This window comes from Pseudomonas congelans (genome assembly GCF_900103225.1).
GTDB lineage: Bacteria > Pseudomonadota > Gammaproteobacteria > Pseudomonadales > Pseudomonadaceae > Aquipseudomonas > Aquipseudomonas congelans.
Map to the genome: position 1 here is coordinate 370,949 of NZ_FNJH01000001.1, position 24,061 is coordinate 395,009.

Sequence of the window (24,061 nt, forward strand, 5' to 3'; positions counted from 1 at the left end):
GCCCTTGAACATGAGGGTTTGCGAGCCAATTGAGATCGCTTATCAGGCTCATATACTGGCTCAATGCCTTGGCTGCTTAAGCGACGAAGGGTCACAGTAAGGCTGCAAAAATGTGACTTTTCAAAACAAGACTTTTGATTGCGCGTCTTTATTGCCGACATCGCTTTGCCTGATATCTGTTCTAATACGCGCCAAAACTGCCGCAATGACATGACAGGATCATGCGGTGGACCGGCACACATCACGTGCCACGCAGGCGTTCTCCATGAAAGACGCCTGTTCAAATCTGGCAGGGCAATGCGTTGCCCGCCGCAGACGGCTCAGGCCCTGGAATACACATGTCGGATCGCTACGAACTTTTCCTCACTTGCCCCAAGGGCCTTGAAGGCCTGCTTGCCGAGGAAGCCACTGCGCTGGGTCTGCAAGAGACCCGCGAGCACACTTCAGCCATTCGCGGCTCGGCCGACATGGAGACCGCTTACCGGCTGTGTCTCTGGTCGCGTCTGGCCAACCGCGTGTTGTTGGTGCTCAAGCGTTTCCCGATGAAGGATGCGGAAGACCTTTACCACGGCGTGCTGGATGTCGAGTGGCAGGATCATCTCGAATCCGACGGCACCATTGCGGTGGAATTCAGTGGTCATGGCTCGGGCATCGACAACACCCATTTCGGCGCACTGAAGGTCAAGGATGCGATCGTCGACAAGCTGCGTACCCCGGATGGCGAGCGTCCGTCGGTCGACAAGATCAACCCCGATCTGCGCGTGCACCTGCGTCTGGATCGCGGCGAAGCGATTTTGTCTCTCGACCTGTCCGGGCACAGCCTGCACCAGCGCGGTTACCGCCTGCAGCAGGGGGCCGCACCGCTGAAGGAAAACCTCGCCGCCGCTATCCTGATCCGCGCCGGCTGGCCGCGCATCGCTGCCGAGGGGGGCGCGCTGGCTGACCCGATGTGCGGTGTCGGTACGTTCCTGGTCGAGGCCGGCATGATCGCCGCCGACATCGCCCCGAACATCAAGCGTGAACGCTGGGGCTTCTCGGCCTGGCTGGGCCACGTCCCGGCGCTGTGGCGCAAGCTGCACGACGAAGCGCTGGCCCGCGCCGAGGCCGGGTTGGCCAAGACACCTTCCTGGATTCGCGGTTACGAAGCCGATCCGCGGCTGATCCAGCCTGGGCGTAACAACATCGAACGTGCCGGTCTCAGCGACTGGATCAAGGTCTATCAGGGCGAAGTCGCGACCTTCGAACCGCGTCCCGACCAGAACCAGAAAGGCCTGGTGATCTGCAACCCTCCGTACGGCGAGCGTCTGGGAGATGAAGCCAGCCTGCTGTATCTCTACCAGAACCTCGGTGAGCGCCTGCGTCAGGCCTGCCTTAACTGGGAAGCAGCGGTGTTCACCGGCGCGCCTGACCTGGGCAAGCGCATGGGTATTCGCAGCCACAAACAGTATTCGTTCTGGAACGGCGCCTTGCCGTGCAAGCTGCTGCTGATCAAGGTCACACCTGATCAGTTCGTGACCGGCGAGCGACGCACACCCGAGCAGCGTCAGATCGAACGCGAAAACCCTGTCGAGGTTGAAGTCGTTGAGCGGAAACTCAACAAGAACGGCAACCCGATCAAACCGGAACCGGTGGTGGTCGAGCAGGCACGCCTAAGCGAAGGCGGGCAGATGTTTGCCAACCGCCTGCAGAAGAACCTCAAGCTGATGGGCAAGTGGGTACGTCGCGAAGGGATTGATTGCTACCGCGTGTATGACGCCGACATGCCTGAATACTCGCTGGCAATCGATCTGTATCACGACTGGGTGCATGTTCAGGAATACGCAGCGCCCAAGTCCATCGATCCGGAAAAGGCGTCAGCGCGGCTGTTCGATGCGCTGGCGGCCATTCCGCAAGCTCTGAACATCGACAAGAACCGCGTGGTAATCAAGCGTCGCGAGCGTCAGAGCGGCACCAAGCAGTACGAGCGCCAGAGCGCCCAGGGTCAGTTTCTTGAGGTCAGCGAAGGCGGCGTCAAGCTGCTGGTCAATCTGACCGACTACCTGGATACCGGACTGTTTCTCGACCACCGGCCGATGCGTATGCGTATCCAGCGCGAGGCGTCGGGCAAGCGCTTTCTGAACCTGTTTGCCTACACGGCCACGGCCAGTGTGCATGCTGCCAAGGGCGGTGCGCGCAGCACCACCAGTGTCGACCTGTCGCGGACCTATCTGGACTGGGCGCGTCGCAACCTGTCGTTGAACGGTTTCTCCGACAAGAATCGCCTGGAGCAGGGCGACGTGATGGCCTGGCTGCAGGCTAATCGCGACGAGTACGACCTGATCTTCATCGACCCACCAACGTTCTCCAACTCCAAGCGCATGGAAGGCATTTTTGATGTCCAGCGTGATCAGGTCGAGCTGATCGATCTGGCCATGGCACGTCTGGCGCCGGGGGGCGTGTTGTACTTCTCCAACAACTTCCGCAAGTTTGTGCTCGACGAAAACCTGAGTCAGCGCTATGCGGTCGAGGATATTACTGCGCAAACCATCGACCAGGACTTTGCCCGTAACGGCAAGATCCACCGTGCCTGGAAAATAATGGCGCGTAGCTGATCCGGTGCGCGATGAACGGATCGCTAACGGTCCGTTCATCGCGCGTCGCGACACGTCCTGCACTCGTTCGCATGTCCTCGCGGACAGACCAGCGGATCATCCCGAAACAGTCATAAACCTATGAAAATTACTGGCGAATAGCTATAACAGAAGTCATAGCCAGCCTGACGCTTCCGTATGTTGGCGTCATGAGTTTGTGTGTATGACAGTGAAACGGTTCAAACTCAGAGTTCTGAGTTTCATCAATGGCCAGCTTTCAGCGTGGCTTATCGCCGTCCTGGCATTGCTGGTCGGCGCAGCACTTACGATCATGCTGGCGCTGGCCGACAACGAGTTGTATCAACGCCAGTTGCGTCAGCGTTTCGATACGGTTGCCGCGGAGCGCTTCAGTCGCCTGCAGGAACGTCTGGACAGGCAGGTTACCCGGCTCGACACCTTGGCTCGCTTCTTTATCTACTCCCATCAGGTTGAACTGTCCGAATTCGACGGGTTTGTCGCGCCGTTACTGATTGGCACCCAGGCGTATGCCTGGAATCCGAGGGTGCTGCAGGGCGAACGGGCGATGTTTGAAAGGCAGTCGCGTGAGGAAGGCTCGCCCGGATATGCCATACGCGAGATGGATGAAAACGGCACCTTGAAAATCGCTGCCGTGCGAAATGACTACTTCCCGGTTCGATTCATACAGAGCCTCAGCAACATTCCCACGCCAGCGGGTTTCGATATTGCCTCGGAGCCGATTCGCCGCGCCGCTCTGGAACGTGCGCGCTTGCTGAAACGAACGGTCGCAACGCCTCGTATCCGCCTGCTGTCCCTGGAACCTTCCGACACCTACGGCATTTTGCTGGTCGCGCCGGTGTTCTCGCTTGGCCAACCGGTCCCACAATTGAGGGGCTACGTCACCGCAGTGATCAGCCTGACGCAATTGATGAACATCGGCACGGCAGAGCAGGACAACCTTGCCGTGACCATGCTCGACCTCAGTTCGCCGGAAACGCCCGAGCAGGTCTACCAGTCGCCTCTCCCTGCAATAGGTAATCAGCTGTACGCCAGCAGCCTGCTTAGCCTGGGCGACAGGGATTATCTGGTCGAGGTTCGCCCTACGCAGATTTTCAGCCTGAACAACCAGATCATGATGCCCGGCCGGGTGTTATGGCTTGGAGGGCTTTTGAGTCTGATGCTCAGTGCCTTGCTCTACAGCCTGATCAGTCAGCGTCAGCGCGCCTTGCAACGGGTGGCGCAGCGCACCCGCGAGCTGCGCCAGCGCGAGCAGCAATTGAGGGCCGCGCACGGGCAGTTGCGCAGTGTGCTGGACGCGGCGACCGAAGTGGCGATCATCGCGACCGATCTGGACGGGCTGATCAAGACCTTCAATGTCGGTGCACAGAAAATGCTCGGCTATGCGCAGGAGGACGTGCTGGGCAGGTTCCGCCTCATGGACTTTTACCAGTCTGCCGATCTGGAGGCCCGCGCGAGCCGCATGAGCAAGAGCCGCGGACAAACGATCAGCGCTTCGCAACTAATGTTTCTCGACGCCGTGCAGGACGGTAACCACCCTTCGCAGGAGTGGACCCTGCAGCGCAGCGATGGCAGCACGCTGGTGGTGAACATGCTGGTCACTGCGGTGCGTGATGATCAGGGGCTCTGGACCGGGTATCTGGCGGTGTGCATCGACGTCACCGAGCACAAGCGCGTCAATCAGGCCTTGGCCGAGAAGGGGCAGTTGCTGAAAAAGCTTGGCTCGCAAGTGCCCGGCGGTATTTACCAGTACCACCTGGCCATCGATGGCAGCGCACGTTTCAGGTACGCCAGCGCTGGCATGTGCGAGCTGTTCGAAGTGGACGAAGAGCAGTTGCTGAGCGATTCCGAAACTATCCTGCGGCGGATCCATGCGGTGGACCTGGTGCGAGTCAGAAGCTCCATTCTGATCAGTGCCGAACACCTGACACCGTGGAGCGAAGAGTACCGTGTCGAGCTGCCACGCAAGGGGCAGCGCTGGTTACGCGCGGCGTCGACGCCTGAGCGCCTGGCCGATGGCAGCGTGCTGTGGCATGGTTTTGTGTCCGATATCACCGACCTCAAGCGCGTCGAGCAGGAGTTGCGTGCGCTGTCGGTCACCGACGTGCTGACCGGTGCCTACAATCGGCGCTACTTTCAGGACCGGATGCAGGCCGAGTTGAAAAGAATCGACCGGCACGGCGGTAACCTGTCGATCATCATGCTCGATATCGATCACTTCAAACGCATCAATGACCGCTTCGGTCATGCCGCAGGTGATCAGGTGCTCAAGGCCATCTCGGAAAAGATCAGCCAGCGGCTGCGCAGCGACGATGTGTTCTGCCGTCTGGGTGGCGAAGAGTTCATGGTGATCTGCCCGGGAACGCGCGGTGCCCAGGCCTATCAACTGGCACTGAGTCTGAGCGAGGAATTGCGCAAACAGGTTATCGAAGGCGTCGATCAGGTGGTCACGGGCAGCTTCGGGATCGCCAGCTGGCGCGAGGGTGAGGGTATCGACGCGATGTTGCTGCGCGCCGACTCGGGTGTCTACGCCGCGAAACAGGCCGGCCGCGACCGGGTCGAGCCCGAGCAGGGCTGATGCAGACAGACCCGCTGCGAAAGCGGGTCTGCCGATGGCCGGTACTCGGTTGGTTATTGCTGGATCGAGACCGTGGTGTTGGTCAGTTTGGGTTGTCGATACAGATCGACCAGTACCTCGTCGAGTATCGAGGATGCGCCGAACGGACGCGGGTCGTTGAGGATCGCCACGACTGCCCAGGTGTTGCCGTTGCTGTCGCGGCTGAAACCGGCAATCGCGCGCACGGTATTCAGGGTGCCGGTCTTGATGTGCGCCTCGCCGAGCAGCGGGGTGCGTTTGAGTCGCTTGCGCATGGTGCCGTCAAGGCCGGCCAGCGGCATCGAGCTCATGAATTCGGCAGCGTAGGGACTGCGCCACGCCGCTTGCAGGATCACCGCCATTTCACGCGCGCTGACACGCTCGGCCCGCGACAGCCCGGAGCCATTCTCCATGACCAGATGCGGCGCAGTGATGCCTTTCTTCGCCAGCCACTGACGGATTACCCGCTGCGCGGCTTTGCCGTCGTCACCGTCAGCGTCGTTGCGAAACTCTTCGCCGAGGCTCAGGAACAGTTGCTGGGCCATGGTGTTGTTGCTGAATTTATTGATGTCACGAATGACTTCCACGAGGTCCGGAGAAAAGGCTTTGGCCAGCAGCTTGGCATTGCCGGGCAGCACGCCGACGCGGTCCTTGCCCTGAATGGTGCCGCCCAGTTCCTGCCAGATGGCCCGCACTGCGCCGGCCGCATAGGTCGGGTGGTCCAGCAGTGACAGGTAGGTCTGTGAGTTGCAGCCATTGCCCAACTGGCCGGTGACCGTCACGTTGACACTGCCATCCGCCTGGGTGACCGGGTTATAGCGCACATCCCCGGTGCATTGCTTCGAAGCGCTTGCCTTGACCTGATTATCGATGCGAATGCTGGCAATCGGCGGCTCGACCGAGACCAGAATCCTGCCGTCGTCATTGCGGGTCACGAAGCGCAGCGCCTTGAGGTTGATCATCAGCGCGTCGGGCTTGACCAAAAACGGCTTGTTGTCGTCATTGCCGTCATCGTTGAACACCGGCAATTGCGGTTGCACAAAATGACTGCGGTCCAGCACCAGGTCGCCGGTCACCTGCTGCACGCCATTGGCGCGCAGATCACGCATCAGCAGCCAGAGCTTTTCCATATTCAGCTTGGGGTCGCCGCCGCCCTTGAGGTACAGATTGCCGCGCAGCACGCCATTGCTCAGGGTGCCGTCGGTGAAGAACTCGGTTTTCCACTGGTGGGTCGGGCCGAGCATTTCCAGGGCCGCGTAGGTGGTGATCAGCTTCATGGTGGAAGCCGGATTGACCGATACGTCAGCGTTGAATACGGTCGGCGTGCCTGGGCCGTTGAGCGGCAACATCACCAGCGAGAGCGCTTCATCGCCGAGCTTGCTGGCTTTCAGAGCCTGTTGGACCTTGGGGGGCAGGGTGGTGTTGATGACGGCGGCGTAGGAGGGCAGAGCCAGGGGCAAAAGGAGTGACGCGAGCAACAATGGACGTAGCGACTTGATCATTGACTAAAACCCTACTGCAAAGAGGGAAACGAAAAAGAGGGCATGGATGAATTCCCTCGGTAACTATTGCAAATGTCGATTCGATTTCGGTAACTATAGTAGTGAATGCGCGGCGGGCTTTTTTTGTAACACAGAATGCCACGCATGAAACGAGCCGCATTATGCCCCAAGCCGGGCAGGCTTGTGACCGGGGGGCAAGCCGGTAAATGCTATTTTTTATTGATTCGGCATCCAAGGCCGTCGCAAAGCCGGATATCCACCACACGCCGCAATTGTCGGGCTTTTAAATCGCCAAGCTGGTAAAGTGCCGCCCGATATTTATTGATGAGGATTGTCCCATGGCCACTAACCGCTCCCGCCGTCTGCGCAAAAAACTGTGTGTGGACGAGTTCCAGGAATTGGGTTTTGAACTGAACCTGGACTTCAAGCAAGAGCTGGACGACAAGGCAATCGATGCTTTCCTTGACGCTTTCCTGAAAGAAGCAATGGAAGCCAACGGTCTTGGCTATGTGGGCGGCGATGACTTCGGTCTGGTTTGCCTGAGCAAGCGTGGCTCGGTCAGCGAAGAGCAGCGTGCTGCTGTCGAAGCCTGGCTCAAAGGCCGCAGCGAACTGACAGAAGTCACTGTCAGCCCGCTGATCGACGTCTGGTACCCGGAAAAAGAAATCAATCCGGCCGCCTGATGTAACGGGAAGCAGGCCAGCGCCTGCTTCCTTGATTTTCTCCAGTACATCCCTTCGTATTCCCCCTCTCGTCATACCGTCTTTGGTACTCGCTCATTCAGGCCTTGCCTGTTGCAGGATCAGTGCGTCTTCAAGCTCGATCATTGCCAGTTCGACCGCCTGCCGGCAGGTACGAAACTGTTCATCCGGTGTGTCCGGGTCGCAGGCCAGTTCCAGCGCATCGCAGGCATCAACCACCCTTGAAGCCGTGATGATCCGGGCTGCGCCCTTGATCCTGTGCGCCAGATCGCGGGTTTTCCGGCGATCCTTTTCCGGTGTCAGTCTGGCCAGCGCCAGCCTATCCTCATGGTTGCTGTGCAGCAGTTGTGCGAGCAGGCGCTCAACCATTTCAGGACGTTCACCGGTCAGGTTGCTGACGCTGTCGAGGCTGAAGGGCAGCGTACGCGTGTGCGCCAGCGGAGCAATGGCTGCCAGTCGTTCGCTGAGCATCGAGAGGCCAATGGGCTTGAACAGGCAATCGTCCATGCCTGCGGTCCGGCAACGCTCGATCTCGTCGGATTGCGCGTTGGCCGTGAATCCCCAGACAGGACAGCGTTGCCGTTCGGATGCGCGCTCCTGTCTGCGGATGGCAGCGGTCATGTCGTAGCCGTTCATGATCGGCATGTTACAATCCGCGACGACCAGATCAAAGTGATCGGCCTTCCAGCGCTCAAGCCCTCGCGCGCCGTTTTCAGCCATTTCGCAGTGATGACCGAGATAGCCTAGCTGCTGGCAAAGCAACAACCTGTTGGCAGGATGATCGTCGACGATCAGGATCCTGAGCGTCTGGTGAGCGACGGCTGCCGGTTGCTCTGCCACGGGCTGTCCGCTCAGCGCTTCAAGTGTGGTCAGCACCAGGTTCATGCTGATCCGGGTGCCGTGCCCCGGCGTACTGTCGAGCGAGAGATTGCCGCCCATCATCATGCACAGGCTGCGGCATATCACCAGCCCGAGTCCGGCTCCGGTACGCGCCATCTGTCCGGTGTTATCGGCCTGGGCGAACGGCTCGAACAAGCGTTGCTGGTCTTCGACACTGATGCCGATGCCGCTGTCCTGAACGGTGATGTGCAGATGCAGCAGTTGCGGGTCCGGACTTTCGGCTGCCTGCAATACGACCTTGATCCGCCCCATCGGGGTGAACTTGATGGCGTTGCTGACCAGGTTGGACAGTATCTGTTTGAAGCGCAACGGGTCGATCAGTACGTCGGCGTTGATCCTGCTGTCCAGTTCCAGCACCAGTTCGAGGTCCTTCTGCCGGGCCAGACCGTCGAATACCCTGAGCACCGACTCCACCAGTCGACGCAGATTCGCGCGTTCGGGGTTGAGTGACAGCCGCCCGGATTCAATACGTGCGATATCGAGGATATCGCCGATCAGATCCAGCAGGTCGTTGGCCGAACTGTAGGCGACTTCGATGGCGGAACGATCCAGTTCGCCGTGTTCGGCACGTTTGAGCGCCAGCTCCAGCATGCCGATCACGGCATTCATGGGTGTGCGGATTTCATGGCTCATGGTCGCAAGGAAGGTGCTCTTGGCACGACTGGCGGCGTCGGCCTGTTCCTTGGCGGCCTGCAGGTCCTCGATCAGCTGGCGGCGCTCGCTGATGTCGATCCAGCCGCCGATGATGCCCTGTACTTCACCCAGGGAGTCACGAAACGGCAGGATCCAGTGATAGATGGTCAGCTCTCGTTCACCGATGTGCAGCGGTCGGTCGAGGATAAGTGCGGTATCGCTGGCCATGACCCGCTGATAGTCGGCAGCGTACTCGCGGGCTTCGAAGGCATTGCCGAGGCCGCCTTCGGTCGCGCTCTTGCCGATGATGTCTTCGCGTTGCGCGGAGAAAACCTTGAGGTAGCTGTCATTGCACATGCGCAGCATACCCTCGCGATCGCGCACGTAGATCGGATGGGGCGTACCTTCGACCAGCGCGCGCATGAATTCGAACTGATCGCCCAGGGCTCGTTCTGCGGCTTCGCGTTGACGTATCTGCCGTCGCATCCAGGCGTTCCAGGCCAGCAGACCCAGCAGCAACAGGCCCGCACCCACAATAATCTGGTAGATCAGGCGTTGATAGTCATGCCAGTTGGCGCTTGAAGGGGTGTAAACGCGCCAACGGTTGTTGATCGCTGCCAAATCCTGGGGCGCGATGCTCGCCAGCGCCTTGTCGAGAATCGAACTCAGCTCGATGGCATTGCGTGAGGTTGCCATGGAGATCAGCGCTGGGTCCTCACCGACAGTGGCGGTCATCTGCAAGCGGTCCTCGAAGATGCCGGAAGAGAGAAAGTAATCTGCGCTGAGCAGCGAGACGACCGCACCTTCCGCTCTGCCCAGGGACAACATGTCCAGCGTCTGGAACGGGTTGTCGATTTCCAGTGGCACGACCCTCGGGTATTTGCGGCCCAGCCAGTCAAGCATCGGGCTGCCCTGGGTGATTGCCAGACGTTTGCCGTCCATCTGTTCGAGGTAGCTGGGGGCACCCTGATCCTTGCGGGTGACCAGCACGAACGAGTTGTCTATGTACGGGCGGCTGAAGCTCAATCGATCCTCACGCACATCGCTGGACACCAGCGCACCGATCATGTCGGCCTGGCCCTCGCTGACCTGGCTCAGCATGTCGGTCAGGCTGGGCGAACGTTTGACGTCGAACCTGAGGCCGGTACGCAGGCGCACCAGTTCAAGCAGGTCGGCGGTGATGCCGCGAAAGTTGCCCTTGGCGTCGAAGAAGGTCAGCGGTGCGTACGCTTCGTTGACGACCACGCGCACGGTCGGGTGCTGAGCGATCCAGCGCTCCTCGCGTTGCGTCAGTTGCAGCTTCTGGTCGGTGAGCATCAGGTCGCTGCCAGTGCTCCAGCGTCTGGAGATATTGATGCGTTCATCGACAGGGATGGCTTTCAGCGTCTGGTTGATGATGCCCAGCAGTTGCGTGTTTTCATTGCTGACGGCGAAGCTGAAACCGTTGGGCTCGTGCTTGCCGAAATTCGACATCTGCACGTTGTTCAGATAACCCTTGTTGATGATGTATTGGGTGGAAATCGTATCGCCCAGAAACACATCCGCCTGATTGAAGGCGACTGCATTGATGGCGTTCTGAAAAGAAGGGTAGGTCTTCAGCGTTGCGCCCGGATAGGACGCCTCGACCTCGGCAGGCGGCAGGTAGTGATAGACCATGCTCAGCCGCATGCCTTTGAGGCCTTCGTTCAGGGGGCGCGTGTCTCCGACCCGGGTGACCAGAACGGGCTGATCAACCGAGTAGGGCTGGGACAGTCTGATGTTGCGATCAATGGCTTCAAAACCGTTGGCGGTGCCCAGCAGGTCGATCTGACCTGCGGCAAGCGCCTTGATCGCTGCGTCGCGCGTTTCGAAACGCTGCACCCTTACCGGCAGGTCCAGCGCATCCGAAATGATCCCTGCGTAGTCTGCAGTGATGCCTTCGTAATCGTTGCCGGATATCGTGATGTCGAAGGGTGGGTAATCGGGGTTCGAGGTGCCGAGAATCAGTTCACGTTTACCACGTACCCATTGCCATTGGCTGTTGTCCAGCTTCACGTCCATGTGCGCCGGGCTCGAGCGACCGAGCAGGGTGTAATGATCGGCCGCATAGAGTCCGGCCTGAGCACCCCAGCCTATGCACAGGCTTATGGCCAGTATTAATAATTGTCTGAAGCGCTTGGGCATCCGTTTTCTCACACTAGCGCGTTACGTTTTGCCATCTCGATAAGTTCTACCAAGGTTCTGGTTTTCAGTTTTTGCATAAGCCGTGTTTTGTAAGTGCTGACGGTCTTGTTACTGAGAAACATGCCCTTGGCTATTTCCTTGTTGGAGCGGCCCTGGGCAAATAACTGTAATACCATCAGTTCGCGGTCATTGACCAACTTGAATAGCTCGAGCTCGTTGGTCTGACCATCTTCGCGAACCGCACACGTCAACGCTTGACTGGGAAAGTAATTGTAGCCGGATAATACCGCTTTCACCGAACTGAGCAGTTCGCTCAGGTCCTCCTGCTTGCAGACATAACCCGAGGCACCCGATTGCATGCAGCGAATGGCGAACAGGTTGGGGGTTTGCGAGGTCAGCACCAGAATCTTGGAGGGCAGCCCCATCGTATTGAAGCGAGCCAGCACCTCGAGGCCATCGAGCTTGGGAATGCTGATGTCGAGAATGATCAGGTCGGGCATGCATTCACGGACCATCTGCATGGCGTCGACACCGTTATCGGTTTCGCCGACTACCTCATAATTTTCGTTCTCCAAGAGCATTCTTACCGCCATCCGGATAACCGGGTGGTCGTCGATGATGAAAACTGAGTTCATATTCCATTCCATAACAAGCAGTGAAGAAAGCGCGCACCTTAGCTCAGATGTTCGGGCAGGCACATAAAGAGACTTGCTCGGCAGGCATATATAGGAAAAGTCCTACAATAATTAGCGTATCGGAGTACGTAAAAGCCTACGTAAAACATAAGTGTATTTAAACGTTAACGCTTATTTCATTGTGTGTTCGGCAACTGATGCACCGGGTGTTTATTACTTTCTGGAATCATCATTCATGTTGACTGCTGATTTCCTACGAGTCTGAACGTGGATTCACAATCGATCCATTTTCACAGGGTAATGAATGCAGGTATTTCGCCGGTATTGCTGCAACCGAATGAAGTCGACTTGCCGACGTCATTCAGTGATCTCTCCCAGCAGACGGCTGAGGTCGGGGCCATGCAGGGGCTTGCTCAGGCAACCGAGCAGGGGCAGATTGCGCCGCCTGGCGAGCTGCTGAAGACTTTCAAGCTGTGTGTCCGGCAAGCCGCTGAGCAGAATGGCCTGGTGCAGCCAGCCTTGCCGGGAGGCCTCATCAATCAGGTCCAGGCCTGACATGTCCGGCAGGCACTGATCGCACAGCACAAGGCCGTAGGGATGTTCACTGCGTTGCATGGCAGCGAGTGCCTCCGCGGCCGTAAGTGCTGGCGTCAGCAGGAAGTAGCCATGATTGTTGAGCAGCACCTGGGTGGCGATCAGTTGAAACGGGTGATCTTCTACCAGGAGGATGCGCAGGCTATGTGTGGACATGAGTGTTCCGGAAAGGCCCTGACGAGGCGTTCAGGCATCGGCAGGCGGCGTGCGGGCCGGCAAGTTTCGCTGGCGGATGGATGAGGTGCCGGATGGCAGTTGAAGTGGCTGGAATTATTGAGGGATGCAAGAAAAGCTGCGATAGGACTCGTCTGACATGCATGTAGGGCCTGTCTGAGTTTCGCGAGGTAATCAGGTCTGACCAGCCCTTTGCCTGCGTCTGTTCAGGCAGCGGGCCGGTCGATGGAGGCTATATCTGTCCGGAGCGGCCGGTCATTTCCCGGGCCATTTCGCTGGCGTAGCTGTCGGTCATGCCCGCGATGAAGTCGATCATGCGCAGGAACGAGGTATGCAGCGGTGCCTTGGGATCAGGCGCGCTGTTACCCAGCAAGTCGAGGATACGGCGATGCTTGAAGGATGGCGTTCTGCCGCCAAACTGTTCGACGGCCGCACCGCAGAACGCGTTGAGGAGGATCTCCAGCGTGGTGTAGGCGCCGATTTCGTGCAGCGTCTTGCGCTTGTCCTGAAAGATTTTCTTGCGCGCCATGTCCTTGGCGTTGAGCACACAGCGTTTGGCCGGGCCATGCATGTGCTCGACCAGATCGCCAGGCAGGGTGCCGGCCAGCAAGGCGTCCTGTTGCTCGACGAAGGCTCTGGCTGCCGCATTGGTCAAGTGTTCGATGGCCTTGCCGCGCAGGATCGCCAGCTTGCGCCGCCGTGAGTCGCCCGGGCCCAGCTGTCGGTAAGTTTCCGGAAGATCATCACCGACCAGCCCGAGCAGAAGTGATTCCACTTCCGCGTAGTTGAGCAGGTCCATCTCCAGACCGTCTTCCAGGTCGATCAGGGCGTAACAGATGTCGTCGGCCGCCTCCATCAAATAGACCAGCGGATGGCGCGCCCAACGCTGATCTTCGAGCTGCGGCAAACCCAGCTTGCCGGCGATCTGCTCAAGGATCGGCAGTTCGCTCTGGTAACAGCCGAACTTGTGCTTCTTGTAGCCCAGCGAGTCTGCGTGGCGGGCGGTCCACGGGTATTTGAGGTAAGTGCCCAGTGTGGCGTAGGTCAGGCGGGTGCCGCCGTCGAACTGGTGGTATTCCAGCTGCGTCAGCACCCGGAACCCTTGGGCATTGCCTTCGAAATTGAGGAAGTCATTGCGCTCGGTGTCGCTCATCGCGTCGAGCCAGCCACGCCCGGCCGCCTGATTGAACCAGTTGCGAATCGCATCTTCGCCCGAATGGCCGAAAGGCGGATTGCCGATGTCGTGCGCCAGACAGGCCGATTGCACAACCATGCCCAGGTCGCTGGGATCGCACCAGTCGGGCAGGGCGGAGCGCAGCGTTTCGCCGACGCGCATGCCCAGAGAGCGACCGACGCAACTGACTTCCAGCGAATGGGTCAGGCGCGTATGGATGTGATCGTTGCTGGACACCGGATGCACCTGGGTCTTGCGTCCCAGGCGGCGGAAGGCCCCGGAAAAGATGATCCGGTCATGGTCCTTGTGAAACGGACTGCGCCCCAGTTCCTCGGGGCTGTGCAGGGTCTTGCCCAGTCGTTCGCGGTTAAGCAGTGTTTGCCAATCCAATGCGTTCACTCCGTCAGTAATAGGGGCGTAGCTTCCCGGTTCGACACGCCTGCCGCAAGGGGCGCACTGATGAAAACAGGCCTCGTAGAAAAACAAATGCCTGCTCCGGTTACCGGAGCAGGCATTTATATTCAGGCCAGTACAGTCAGGCCATGATCATGCGAAACGCATGGCGCAATCAGATCTTGCGATTGCGATTCTGCAGGGCGCGCGCTTGCATGGCGACCTTGACCACCGGCGTCAACGTGATGCCCAGCTTCAACAGGCGGCCCAGCAGGCTGGTGCGTCCGGTCTTGGCACGTTTGCCGCTCAGAAAGCCCAGCAGGGCGACCGAGCCCACGCCCCAGAGCGGCGCGTGGCGAAAGCCCAGCGCGCTTTTCCAGTCGTGGCGGATGCCGCGAAAGCGTTGCAACGGTTGCATCAGTTGCGCCGATTCGTGGCGAATTTCCTGGCGGTGCATTTCCATGCGCAGACGGATCAATGCCTTGCGCAGTTCTCGACGAGTATTGCTCTGGTGCGACTTGGGTTCACTCATGGCATCAATCGCTCACGGTCGTTGGCCAGTTCTTCGAGAGTCGCATGGAAGGGCGAAGACTCGTCGAAGATCGCTGCCTTGAGGCGCAATCCACAGAAGATCGCGGCCAGCAGGTAAAACGTACACAGGCCGACAATGCCCGCCAGGCGATAGCTGTCCCACAGAACGATCAGCAGCAAGGCCGAGAGCCCGGTGAGCAGCAGCAGGCCGAAAACCAGTGCCAGACCGGCAAACAGCAGCAAGCTGACGGTTCGCGCTTTCTGTTCCTGCAATTCGATGCCGAACAGCTCGACGTGAGTGTGCAACAGGCCAAGGAATGCAGCGCCCAGGCGCCGCGGTGAAGAGCCCGGAGTTCCCTCGGGCGGTGCTGATTCCGTTCCCAGAGTCATGATGTTAGCGCCTTGTAGCCAGCAGACCGATCAGAAAGCCGACACCTGCGGCGATACCGACTGACTGCCAGGGGTTGTTCTGAACATAATCTTCGGTGGCGACCACTGCCGCTTCGCCGCGCTCGCGCAACGAATCCTCGGTGGTCTTCAGGGTTTCCTTGGCACGCAACAGGCTTTCGCGGATCTGGGCGCGCAGTTCATCGGCCTGATCACCAGCGAGAGAGGCGGTATGCGCCAGCAATTTCTCAGTATCGGCAACCAGTACCTGGAAGTCGGCTCTCAGGATTTCCTGAGCATTCTGTGCAGTTTCGCGGGCCATGATGTTCTCCGTTTGGTGGGCGTATAAATGTTTCGAGTACAGGTGATTCCTGAAGGTTCACTTCGATTGCCGTATCGTGTTCGATCAGGCTTCACACTGCCGCTGCACCTTACTCCAAAAGTATCTGCCAGGAAAAACCACAAGCACCGGAAGATTGGGGTTCCGTATTTCTGGCCATTGGCTATGCTCCACACGCGTGACCACGGGATGGCCTGGCGCGCGCGACATCGGTTTAATGGAGAGAGGCATGGAGCGGCTGTATTCCCTGCAGGGGCTCAGGGGCGTAGCGGTCCTTGGCGTTGTGTTGTTTCACATGATGTCGGTAGAGAGCAAGTTTTCCGGTGGCGATATCCTTCTGCCGCCCTGGCTCGATTTTTTTCAGTTGGGCGTCGATCTGTTTTTCGTCATCAGCGGATTTGTGATGGTGATTGTCAGTCGTGGCCGTTTTCAGAGTGCACCCGAGGCTCAGCGCTTTCTGTTCAATCGAGTATCGCGGATCTACCCCACGTACTGGTTGTACTTTTTCATCACCCTGGCGGTTTATCTGGTGCAGCCGGGCATGGTCAACAGCGGTCATGGCTCGTCCAATCTGATCATGTCGTTCCTGCTGTTGCCCAACGACAAGGTGCTGCTGGTAATGGTGGCCTGGTCGCTGCTGTTCGAGCTGTGGTTCTACGTGGTGTTCTCAGGCTTCCTGCTGTTTCGCGAGCGCAATCTGCCGTTTCTGCTTGGCGCCTGGAGTCTGATCATCGTGGTGTTTAACACACTGGCAGACTGGCAGGACTATTCCCCGGCAGTGAAGATCATCCTGCATCCCTATGCCCTCGAGTTCGTGCTGGGTGCTGCGCTGGCACTGTTCTTTTACGGGCGCCACTGTGCGCGCGTGCCCACCGCTGCGGTCTGGTTGCTGCTCGGTGTCGCGCTGATGGCGGCGGTGCCCCTGATCGGCTATTACCGGTTGTATGAGAGTCAGGGGCTGCTGCGCATGCTCATGGTTGGTGGAACGTTCGGCGTGCTGGTCGTGACGCTGGCCTTGCTTGAACGACGCAGACAGCTGCTGGTGCCGCCGTTTATGGTTGCCGTGGGCGACATGTCCTACACGATCTACCTGTCTCATCTGCTGGTGCTGGGGGTGATCGGCAGGGTCTGGAGTCTGGTGGGGCCCTGGCCTGAAAGCTATCTGGACAACCTGTTTTTCGCTCTGCTGATGATGGCGGCAGCGGTGTGCTATGGCTGGGTCGGTTATCGTTGTTTCGAGAAACCGGTACTGGACCGCGCCAATGCGTTCAGCAAGGCGCATTTCCGGGTGTCGACGTGATCCCGGTGCGCGCCTAGAATGATTTCCGGTTACCGAGGATTCGCCGAGGATCGACTCATGCCACCCGAATGCCAGCTGTTCAGCACCCCGGGCTGCCCGCTGTGCGAGGTTGCCGAAGCGGTTTTGCTGCCGTTCGCCATCGAGCACGGCCTGCTGATTGAGCTGGTCGACATCTGCGAGGATGAGCAACTGCTTGAACGCTACGAGTTGCGCGTTCCTGTGTTGCGTCGAGCCGACACCGGTGATGAGCTGGAATGGCCATTCGACGCACCTCAAGTGGCGTCTTTTCTGAGTCGCTGAGCTGCCTTGTCGTCGAGCTGCATGCCCTTTCATTTATCGGACACGACGCGCAGTGAATATCGATACACGCATCAAATTTCGTCATCTGGTCTGCTTTCTCGAAGTGGCCCGGCAGGGCAGCCTGGCGCGTGCTTCCGACGTTCTGGCGATCAGTCAGCCTGCACTGTCGAAAAGTCTCAAAGAGCTGGAAATCCTGCTCGACACCACCTTGTTCGTGCGCAGCAAGAGCGGCGCGGCACTCACCGACGCGGGCGTGGCGTTCATGCGTTTTGCCGGGCCCAGCGTTCAGGCCCTGCGCGAGGGCGTCAGCAGCCTGCGCTCGGGTGAGCATGACACCGTCACTGCACGTCTGGGCGTACTGTCGACGGCCGAAAGCCTGCTGGTGCCCGAAGTGGTTCATCGCCTGCACCAGCGGCACCCGGCGCTGATCGTCAGCGTGATGACCGGGCCCAGTGCCTATCTGTTGTCGCAATTGAGGGTAGGGGAGCTGGATCTGGTGGTCGGGCGCATGACTGACAGTCCGCAGATTCAGGGTCTGACGTTCGAGCACCTGTACAACGAGTCGATGACACTGGTGGTACGCAGTGATCACCCTTTGCTGGCTGCGCCGCTCAAGCCGGAGAGTCTGGAGCGATTCCCGCTGGTGTTGCCGCTGGCAGGCACGACCATCCGCAAGTTTGCCGACAGTCTGTTCGTGCAGTGCGGTATCCGCATGCCGCGCCAACGCCTTGAAACCCTCTCGCTCACCCTCAGCCGCCGCTATGTGCAATGCAGCGATGCAGTCTGGATCGCGCCGCTGGATGCCGTGTCGCTGGAGTTGCAAGGCGGCACGCTGGTCGAGCTGGACATGGGTATTCGTGAGCCGGGCGGCTCGGTCGGTTTGTGCAGCAACCCGGCCTTGCCACTGACGCGCGCGGCGCAGTGGTGTGTGGACGAGCTGCGCAGTCTTGGAGAGGCTTATCGCAATGCCTAGTATCCATAACCAATTGGTTATGGATCATGGGGTTTATTTCAGTTCTCTGTAAGCATGGATCGCGCGACACTTCGCCGCAGCCTGTAGCGCATGTGACCGACGCCTGCGCGCCCCATAAGAAAAACGAGGAGAACGCCATGTCTGCCGCGGACAACAGCCGCTTCGTCATTCGTGACCGAAACTGGCATCCCAAAGCCCTGACACCTGACTACAAGACCTCGATCCTGCGCTCGCCGCGCCAGGCCCTGGTCAGTATCCCGCAGTCCATTTCCGAAACCACCGGCCCGGATTTCTCGCATTTGAAATTCGGTCAGCACGACAATGACCTGCTGCTCAATTTCAACAACGGTGGGCTGCCCATCGGTGAGCGTATCCTGCTGGCCGGACGGGTCTGTGATCAGTACGGAAAACCGATACCGCATACGCTGGTGGAGATCTGGCAGGCCAATGCCGGTGGCCGTTATCGCCACAAGCGCGATGCCTATCTGGCGCCCATCGATCCCAATTTCGGCGGTGTCGGACGTGCGTTGACCGACAGCGAAGGCAATTACAGCTTCCGTACCGTCAAGCCCGGGCCTTACCCATGGCGCAACGGTCCCAACGACTGGCGCCCGGCACATATTCATGTGTCGATCAGCGGCCCGTCGATTGCCACACGCCTGATCACCCAGTTGTATTTCGAAGGCGATCCGCTGATTCCGATCTGCCCGATCGTCAAGGCCATCGCCAATCCCGACGCCGTGCAAAGCCTGATTGCCAGGCTCGATCTGGGCATGGGCAACCCGATGGATTGTCTGGCGTACCGCTTTGATATCGTGTTGCGCGGCCAGCGCAAGACTCACTTCGAAAACTGCTGAGGAGGCCCGACATGCCCGTTCAATTGCTGCAGGAAACCCCTTCGCAAACCGCTGGCCCCTACGTCCACATCGGTCTTGCACCACAAGTGGCCGGCAACTCCACCCGCGAGCTGGAAATCTGGAACGAGATGGCCAGGCCCGAGGCGCCCGGTGAGCACATCGTATTGCTGGGCAACGTCTTCGACGGCAACGGTCATCTGATCCGCGATGCCTACCTGGAATTCTGGCAGGCGGATCATCAAGGCGCGTATCACAGCGAATTCGACCCGGACAGGCCGTTCAACGGCTTTGGTCGCACTGCAACCGCGGACGATGGCCAATGGATCCTCAAGACCATCAAGCCAGGCTCGGCACGCAATGCGGCGGGTGTGCCGATGGCGGCGCACATCAACGTTTCGCTGTTTGCGCGCGGCATCAATATTCATCTGCAGACACGTTTGTATTTCGATGACGAAGCCCAGGCGAATGCGCAGGACCCGGTGCTCAATCTGATCGAGCAGCCCCCGCGTCGCGAAACCCTGGTGGCGCGTCGCTGCACGCACGAGGGGCAGACGGCCTATCGTTTTGATATCCGTGTGCAAGGTGAAGGCGAGACAGTATTTTTCGATTTCTGAATCGTTCTTCGATTTCGAAATCAATGTGCGTGCGTTTCAAGGCGCCTGCATCGGCAGGCGACCCTATAAAAATAAAAGGACACCTTCATGACGCTTTCCGCCAGCAGCCCCGCGTCGAGTACGCTCGACGTTCAGGCCTTCATCAATGCGCAACCGCTGTCCGGGTATCAGTGGCGAGTGGTTGCGCTGTGTTTTCTGATCGTGTTTCTCGACGGCCTCGATACTGCCGCAATGGGCTTCATTGCACCCGCACTCAGTCAGGATTGGGGTATCGACCGGGCCAGTCTGGGGCCGGTGATGAGCGCCGCGCTGATCGGCATGGTGTTCGGCGCGCTGGGTTCAGGCCCGCTGGCCGACCGCTTCGGGCGCAAGGTGGTGCTGGTGGTCGCGGTGCTGCTGTTCGGTCTTTTCAGCCTGGCATCAGCCTACAGCAGCAACATCGATCAATTGCTGGTACTGCGCCTGTTGACCGGGTTGGGGCTTGGCGCAGCGATGCCCAACGCCACCACGTTGCTGTCGGAATACACTCCCGAGCGGCTCAAGTCGCTGCTGGTGACGAGCATGTTCTGCGGTTTCAATCTGGGCATGGCGTGCGGCGGTTTTGTGTCGGCCAAGCTGATCCCGAGCATGGGCTGGCACAGCCTGCTGATGCTGGGCGGTATCCTGCCCATCCTGCTGGCGGTGGTGCTGATGGTCTGGCTGCCGGAGTCGGCGCGGTTTCTGGTGGTACGCAATCGCGGTGCGGAGCGGATTCGCAAGGTGCTGGCACCGATTGCGCCGAAGGCGCTGGCCGGCATCACTGACTTCAGCGTTCCCGAACAGAAAACAGTCAGCAGCCGCAACGTGCTGAAAGTGATTTTTTCCGGCAACTACAGTGCCGGCACCCTGTTGCTGTGGCTGACCTATTTCATGGGCCTGGTGATCGTTTACCTGCTGACCAGCTGGCTGCCGACGCTGATGCGCGACAGCGGCGCAAGCATGGAGCAGTCCGCCTTCATCGGCGCGCTGTTTCAGTTCGGCGGGGTGTTGAGCGCTGTGGGCGTGGGTTGGGCGATGGATCGTTACAACCCGCACAAGGTCATTGGTTGTGCCTACGCACTGGCGGGGGTATTCGCCTGGCTGGTCGGGCAGAGTCTGGGTAACGTCGCGCTGTTGGCCACACTGGTGTTGCTCGCCGGTATGTGTATCAACGGCGCGCAGTCGGCAATGCCGTCGCTGGCCGCGCGTTTTTACCCCACCCAGGGGCGTGCCACGGGCGTGTCGTGGATGCTCGGGATCGGCCGTTTCGGCGCCATTCTCGGCGCCTGGGCCGGTGCCACGCTGCTGGGCCTGGGCTGGACGTTCGAGCAGGTGCTGACCGCGCTGGTGATCCCGGCGGCGCTGGCCGCGATAGCCGTGCTGATCAAGGGCTGGGTCAGTCATTCGGACGCCACCTGAAACCTTTCAATCTGGAGTGGTGATGTGAACAGAGCGAGCAATCAACTTTTCGATGCCTACTTCATGCAACCCGAAATGCGCGAGATTTTTTCGGATGAGGGCCGGGTGCAGGGCATGCTCGATTTCGAGGCTGCGCTGGCTCGTGCACAGGCACGCGTCGGCCTGATCCCGCCCGAGGTGGTCGCCGACATCGAGCTGAGCTGCGACGCACGGCTGTTCGATTTCGACGCGCTGGCAATTGCCATCGGCAGTGCCGGCAATTCGGCGATTCCGCTGGTCAAGGCGCTGGGCAAACAGATTGCCGCACGCAGCGCTGAAGCCGAGCGCTACGTGCACATGGGCGCGACCAGTCAGGATGTGATGGACAGCGGGCTGATCCTGCAGCTGCGTCGAGCGGTCGTGCTGCTTGAGCGTGACCTCACCCGGCTGGCCGATGCGATGGCTGAGCAGGCGCAGCGTCATGCGGGCACGCCGCTGGCCGGACGCACCTGGCTGCAGCAGGCTACGCCGGTCACTTTGGGGATGAAAATCGCTGGCTGGCTGGGCGCGGTCACGCGTCATCGACAGCGTTTGAACGAGATCAAGCCGCGCCTGCTGTGCCTGCAGTTCGGCGGTGCTTCCGGCAGCCTTGCGGCGCTGGGCGACCAGGCGTTTTCGGTGGCCGAAGCGCTCGCGGGTGAATTGCAACTGACGTTGCCCGAGCAGCCCTGGCACACCCAGCGCGACCGACTGGTGGAGTTTGCCGGTCTGTTGGGTCTGATCGCCGGCAGTCTCGGCAAACTGGGGCGCGACGTGAGCCTGCTGATGCAGACCGAAGTGGGCGAGGTCTTCGAGCCATCGGCACCTGGTAAGGGCGGCTCTTCGACCATGCCGCACAAACGCAACCCGGTCGGCGCTGCGGTCATGATCAGCACCGCCACCCGCGCACCGGGGCTGGTGGCCACGATGCTGGCGGCCATGCCGCAGGAGCATGAACGCAGCCTGGGCCTGTGGCATGCCGAGTGGGAGACCTTGCCGGAGCTGTGCTGTCTGGTTTCCGGTTCTCTTCAGCAGGCGTTGCAGGTGATACCCGGTCTGCAGGTGGATGCCGAGCGCATGGCGATCAATCTGCAATCCACCAAAGGGCTGGTTCTCGCCGAAGCAGTGAGTATCGCGCTGGCTCAGCGCATCGGCCGCGATGCTGCCCACCATCTGGTTGAACAGTGCTGCCGGCGTGCGGTGGAGCAGGGTGCGCATTTGCGTCAGGTGCTCGGCGAAACCCGGCAGGTCAGCGAGCAGTTTTCTTCCGACGAGCTGGATCGCCTGCTCGATCCGGCCCATTACCTTGGCCAGGCTCGCCATTGGGTCGAGCGCGCCGTGGCCGAACACACAAGGATTTCCCGATGACCGAAGACGAACGTTACGAAGCCGGCATGCAAGTGCGCCGTGCGGTGCTGGGCGACGCGCATGTCGATAACAGCCTGAGCAAACTGACGCCGTTCAATGAAGAATTCCAGGAGATGATCACCCGTCACGCCTGGGGGGATATCTGGACACGTCCAGGATTGCCGCGCCATACGCGCAGCCTGATCACCATCGCAATGCTGATCGGCATGAATCGCGAAGGCGAATTGCGCCTGCACCTCAAGGCCGCCAAAAACAACGGCGTGACCCGTGAGGAAATCAAGGAAGTGCTGATGCAGAGCGCTATCTACTGCGGCATTCCGGCGGCCAATGCGACGTTCCACCTGGCGGAAGCGGTGTGGGACGAAATGGGCGTGGAGTCGTTGCAGGACCACTGAGCGCTTTGATTGAGAACGCCGCCGCAGCGCCATCGGCCACGGCGGCGTCCTGTGCGGATCAGAGCAGCGACAACGGGTAGCTGACGATCAGGCGGTTTTCGTCGAACTGGTTGGTGCTGTAGTCGCGACGCATGGTGGAGTTGCGCCATTTGACTGAAAGACTTTTGAACGCACCGCTCTGGAATACATAGGCCAGCTCGGTTTCCCGCGCCCATTCTTCGCCGTCGGTGATGGCGCCGGTGTGTACGTTGTCACCGCTGATGTAGCGGTTCATCAGGGTCAAACCGGGCACGCCCATGGCTACGAAGTCATAGTCATGGCGCAACTGCCAGGACTTCTCCCTGGCGTTGTCGAAGCTGGAGTTGTAACTGTCGTTGGCCAAGGTCCCGCCGCTGGTGCCGTTGACGCGCATCCAGGCGCTGTCGCCGCTGACTTTCTGCAGGCCCAGGTAAAAGGTGTTGCCGCCGTACCGTGCCGAAAGCAGCGCTGACCAGGTCTTGTTGTCCAGCTCGCCGGCCAGCGACTGACCGTCGTCCTTGCCCTGGAAGTAGCCGAGGTTGGCTCCCAGAGTCCAACTGCCCAGCGGCTGGCTGTGCAGCAGGTTGAAATATTGCTGGTGGTAGATGTCTTCAAGCTCGGCGTACCACACGCCGACCTGGGTGCGCTTTTCGTTGAACACATATTCGCCGCCGCCAAAGTTGAAGCGGTCGGAAGTGAACGCGGTGCGGCCATTCAAGGACATGTCTTCCATGCTCGCGTCGTTGCGCGGGCTGTTGCCACGGAACTGGCCACCGTAGAGGGTCAGGCCGTCGATCTCCTTGGAGGTGAGCTGCCCGCCCTGAAAGGTTTGCGGCAGTGAGCGGCCGTCATCCGAACGCAGGATTGGCAGTACCGGCATCCACTCGCCGACCTTCAATTCGGTCTTCGAGAAGCGTGCCTTGCCGGCCACTGCCAGACGGCCGAAGTCGTCGGCCGGGCGTCCATCGCTATGGATGGGCAGCAATTGTGTGCCGCCGGTACCCTTGCCGCCGTCTAGCTTGAGCGAGTAGAGGCCCAGTGCGTCGACACCAAAGCCGACAGTGCCTTGGGTGAACCCGGAACGGGCGTCGAGGATGAAGTTCTGCGTCCACTCCTCGGCGTAGTTCTGTGCGTTGGCCGGGTCGACGAAGTTGCGGTTGATGTAGAAGTTGCGTAGGTTCAGATTGACCTTGGCATCTTCGACGAATCCGGCACTCTGGCCGCTGATGGGCGTCAGGCTTGCAGCGACGGCCGCCGACAGACCGCAAAGGAGTTTGCAGGGGGAATTCACGCGCATGGAACAGACCTTTTTTGTAGTTATTGAGTCGTGTAGCTGGCTGCGATAGTGAAATGGCGCAACGCGCCGTGCAATTGTGAAATAGTTGTTTCGGGCGATTATCGAACCTTAATGAACCGGTTAGAACATTTTCTTCGAGATGCTGCAAGCGTGTG

General features: G+C 59.7%; 20 protein-coding genes. 11 read left to right on the top strand and 9 right to left on the bottom strand.

Annotated elements, in window-relative coordinates:
- Positions 1 to 338: 338 nt before the first annotated feature.
- Positions 339 to 2,591: a bifunctional 23S rRNA (guanine(2069)-N(7))-methyltransferase RlmK/23S rRNA (guanine(2445)-N(2))-methyltransferase RlmL gene (gene rlmKL / locus BLR20_RS01515; protein WP_010428108.1), complete on the top strand. Its 2,253-nt coding sequence runs from the start codon at positions 339 to 341 to the stop codon at positions 2,589 to 2,591.
- A 202-nt stretch (positions 2,592 to 2,793) separates the two neighbouring features.
- Positions 2,794 to 5,184, top strand: a complete 2,391-nt coding sequence (locus BLR20_RS01520; RefSeq protein WP_054993021.1) for a sensor domain-containing diguanylate cyclase — start codon at positions 2,794 to 2,796, stop codon at positions 5,182 to 5,184.
- Positions 5,185 to 5,237: 53 nt separating this feature from the next.
- Here BLR20_RS01520 and dacB read toward each other — a convergent pair whose 3' ends face one another.
- A complete protein-coding gene (gene dacB, locus BLR20_RS01525; protein WP_054993020.1) occupies positions 5,238 to 6,704 on the bottom strand; it encodes a D-alanyl-D-alanine carboxypeptidase/D-alanyl-D-alanine endopeptidase in 1,467 nt (488 codons plus the stop codon).
- A gap of 338 nt (positions 6,705 to 7,042) precedes the next feature.
- Here dacB and BLR20_RS01530 point away from each other — a divergent pair, with 338 nt between their 5' ends.
- Positions 7,043 to 7,387: a YggL family protein gene (locus tag BLR20_RS01530; RefSeq protein ID WP_003346101.1), complete on the top strand. Its 345-nt coding sequence runs from the start codon at positions 7,043 to 7,045 to the stop codon at positions 7,385 to 7,387.
- Between the two features lie 93 nt (positions 7,388 to 7,480).
- Here the strand turns inward: BLR20_RS01530 and BLR20_RS01535 are convergent, their stop codons facing one another.
- The 7 genes from BLR20_RS01535 to BLR20_RS01565 all read right to left on the bottom strand — a co-directional run bounded on the left by BLR20_RS01535 (position 7,481) and on the right by BLR20_RS01565 (position 15,311).
- On the bottom strand, positions 7,481 to 11,101 hold the full coding sequence (locus BLR20_RS01535; RefSeq protein ID WP_074594303.1) for a transporter substrate-binding domain-containing protein: 3,621 nt from the start codon (positions 11,099 to 11,101) through the stop codon (positions 7,481 to 7,483).
- An 8-nt stretch (positions 11,102 to 11,109) separates the two neighbouring features.
- Entirely contained in the window at positions 11,110 to 11,736 is a 627-nt protein-coding gene (locus BLR20_RS01540; protein WP_003423744.1) for a response regulator transcription factor, read from the bottom strand.
- Between the two features lie 357 nt (positions 11,737 to 12,093).
- A complete protein-coding gene (locus BLR20_RS01545; RefSeq protein ID WP_010428096.1) occupies positions 12,094 to 12,486 on the bottom strand; it encodes a response regulator in 393 nt (130 codons plus the stop codon).
- Positions 12,487 to 12,736: 250 nt separating this feature from the next.
- Complete coding sequence (locus BLR20_RS01550; RefSeq protein WP_003433027.1) at positions 12,737 to 14,068, bottom strand: deoxyguanosinetriphosphate triphosphohydrolase; 1,332 nt, start codon at positions 14,066 to 14,068, stop codon at positions 12,737 to 12,739.
- Positions 14,069 to 14,246: 178 nt separating this feature from the next.
- Positions 14,247 to 14,603, bottom strand: a complete 357-nt coding sequence (locus BLR20_RS01555) for a hypothetical protein (RefSeq protein ID WP_010428094.1) — start codon at positions 14,601 to 14,603, stop codon at positions 14,247 to 14,249.
- Positions 14,600 to 14,992, bottom strand: coding sequence for a phage holin family protein (locus BLR20_RS01560; protein WP_002553117.1), 393 nt, complete (start codon positions 14,990 to 14,992; stop codon positions 14,600 to 14,602). The genes BLR20_RS01555 and BLR20_RS01560 overlap by 4 nt, the downstream gene beginning before the upstream one ends.
- Before the next feature lie 4 nt (positions 14,993 to 14,996).
- Positions 14,997 to 15,311 (bottom strand): ElaB/YgaM/YqjD family protein, encoded by a 315-nt coding sequence (locus BLR20_RS01565; RefSeq protein ID WP_003315618.1) that lies wholly within the window; start codon positions 15,309 to 15,311, stop codon positions 14,997 to 14,999.
- Positions 15,312 to 15,558: 247 nt separating this feature from the next.
- Between BLR20_RS01565 and BLR20_RS01570 the strand changes: the two genes are divergently transcribed.
- The 8 genes from BLR20_RS01570 (at position 15,559) to pcaC (ending at position 22,591) form a co-directional block, all read left to right on the top strand.
- On the top strand, positions 15,559 to 16,629 hold the full coding sequence (locus BLR20_RS01570; protein ID WP_032614570.1) for an acyltransferase family protein: 1,071 nt from the start codon (positions 15,559 to 15,561) through the stop codon (positions 16,627 to 16,629).
- A gap of 57 nt (positions 16,630 to 16,686) precedes the next feature.
- On the top strand, positions 16,687 to 16,929 hold the full coding sequence (locus BLR20_RS01575; protein WP_010428091.1) for a glutaredoxin family protein: 243 nt from the start codon (positions 16,687 to 16,689) through the stop codon (positions 16,927 to 16,929).
- 52 nt (positions 16,930 to 16,981) lie between these two features.
- Positions 16,982 to 17,902, top strand: coding sequence for a pca operon transcription factor PcaQ (gene pcaQ, locus BLR20_RS01580; RefSeq protein WP_010428089.1), 921 nt, complete (start codon positions 16,982 to 16,984; stop codon positions 17,900 to 17,902).
- Positions 17,903 to 18,039: 137 nt separating this feature from the next.
- Positions 18,040 to 18,759, top strand: coding sequence for a protocatechuate 3,4-dioxygenase subunit beta (gene pcaH, locus BLR20_RS01585; RefSeq protein ID WP_003366939.1), 720 nt, complete (start codon positions 18,040 to 18,042; stop codon positions 18,757 to 18,759).
- Between the two features lie 11 nt (positions 18,760 to 18,770).
- On the top strand, positions 18,771 to 19,373 hold the full coding sequence (pcaG, locus tag BLR20_RS01590; protein ID WP_054993019.1) for a protocatechuate 3,4-dioxygenase subunit alpha: 603 nt from the start codon (positions 18,771 to 18,773) through the stop codon (positions 19,371 to 19,373).
- Between the two features lie 87 nt (positions 19,374 to 19,460).
- Positions 19,461 to 20,810: a 4-hydroxybenzoate transporter PcaK gene (gene pcaK, locus BLR20_RS01595; RefSeq protein ID WP_032614574.1), complete on the top strand. Its 1,350-nt coding sequence runs from the start codon at positions 19,461 to 19,463 to the stop codon at positions 20,808 to 20,810.
- A 24-nt stretch (positions 20,811 to 20,834) separates the two neighbouring features.
- Positions 20,835 to 22,196: a 3-carboxy-cis,cis-muconate cycloisomerase gene (locus tag BLR20_RS01600; RefSeq protein WP_054993018.1), complete on the top strand. Its 1,362-nt coding sequence runs from the start codon at positions 20,835 to 20,837 to the stop codon at positions 22,194 to 22,196.
- Positions 22,193 to 22,591 carry a 4-carboxymuconolactone decarboxylase gene (gene pcaC / locus BLR20_RS01605; protein ID WP_003416189.1) on the top strand — a complete coding sequence of 133 codons (399 nt, stop codon included), beginning with the start codon at positions 22,193 to 22,195 and terminating at the stop codon, positions 22,589 to 22,591. The genes BLR20_RS01600 and pcaC overlap by 4 nt, the downstream gene beginning before the upstream one ends.
- Before the next feature lie 58 nt (positions 22,592 to 22,649).
- On the opposite strand, the gene BLR20_RS01610 is transcribed toward pcaC, so the two are convergent.
- Positions 22,650 to 23,906, bottom strand: a complete 1,257-nt coding sequence (locus tag BLR20_RS01610; RefSeq protein WP_054993017.1) for an OprD family porin — start codon at positions 23,904 to 23,906, stop codon at positions 22,650 to 22,652.
- Positions 23,907 to 24,061: the final 155 nt, after the last annotated feature.

Bases quoted from the DNA above. Each gene is read 5' to 3' on its own strand.
- BLR20_RS01560 (WP_002553117.1), bottom strand. From the start codon at position 14,992: ATGACTCTGGGAACGGAATCAGCACCGCCCGAGGGAACTCCGGGCTCT.
- pcaG (WP_054993019.1), top strand. From the start codon at position 18,771: ATGCCCGTTCAATTGCTGCAGGAAACCCCTTCGCAAACCGCTGGCCCC.
- BLR20_RS01570 (WP_032614570.1), top strand. From the start codon at position 15,559: ATGGAGCGGCTGTATTCCCTGCAGGGGCTCAGGGGCGTAGCGGTCCTT.
- BLR20_RS01535 (WP_074594303.1), bottom strand. From the start codon at position 11,101: ATGCCCAAGCGCTTCAGACAATTATTAATACTGGCCATAAGCCTGTGC.
- BLR20_RS01530 (WP_003346101.1), top strand. From the start codon at position 7,043: ATGGCCACTAACCGCTCCCGCCGTCTGCGCAAAAAACTGTGTGTGGAC.
- BLR20_RS01520 (WP_054993021.1), top strand. From the start codon at position 2,794: ATGACAGTGAAACGGTTCAAACTCAGAGTTCTGAGTTTCATCAATGGC.
- BLR20_RS01610 (WP_054993017.1), bottom strand. From the start codon at position 23,906: ATGCGCGTGAATTCCCCCTGCAAACTCCTTTGCGGTCTGTCGGCGGCC.
- pcaK (WP_032614574.1), top strand. From the start codon at position 19,461: ATGACGCTTTCCGCCAGCAGCCCCGCGTCGAGTACGCTCGACGTTCAG.
- BLR20_RS01545 (WP_010428096.1), bottom strand. From the start codon at position 12,486: ATGTCCACACATAGCCTGCGCATCCTCCTGGTAGAAGATCACCCGTTT.
- BLR20_RS01565 (WP_003315618.1), bottom strand. From the start codon at position 15,311: ATGGCCCGCGAAACTGCACAGAATGCTCAGGAAATCCTGAGAGCCGAC.
- BLR20_RS01540 (WP_003423744.1), bottom strand. From the start codon at position 11,736: ATGAACTCAGTTTTCATCATCGACGACCACCCGGTTATCCGGATGGCG.
- rlmKL (WP_010428108.1), top strand. From the start codon at position 339: ATGTCGGATCGCTACGAACTTTTCCTCACTTGCCCCAAGGGCCTTGAA.
- BLR20_RS01555 (WP_010428094.1), bottom strand. From the start codon at position 14,603: ATGAGTGAACCCAAGTCGCACCAGAGCAATACTCGTCGAGAACTGCGC.
- pcaH (WP_003366939.1), top strand. From the start codon at position 18,040: ATGTCTGCCGCGGACAACAGCCGCTTCGTCATTCGTGACCGAAACTGG.
- pcaC (WP_003416189.1), top strand. From the start codon at position 22,193: ATGACCGAAGACGAACGTTACGAAGCCGGCATGCAAGTGCGCCGTGCG.
- dacB (WP_054993020.1), bottom strand. From the start codon at position 6,704: ATGATCAAGTCGCTACGTCCATTGTTGCTCGCGTCACTCCTTTTGCCC.
- BLR20_RS01575 (WP_010428091.1), top strand. From the start codon at position 16,687: ATGCCACCCGAATGCCAGCTGTTCAGCACCCCGGGCTGCCCGCTGTGC.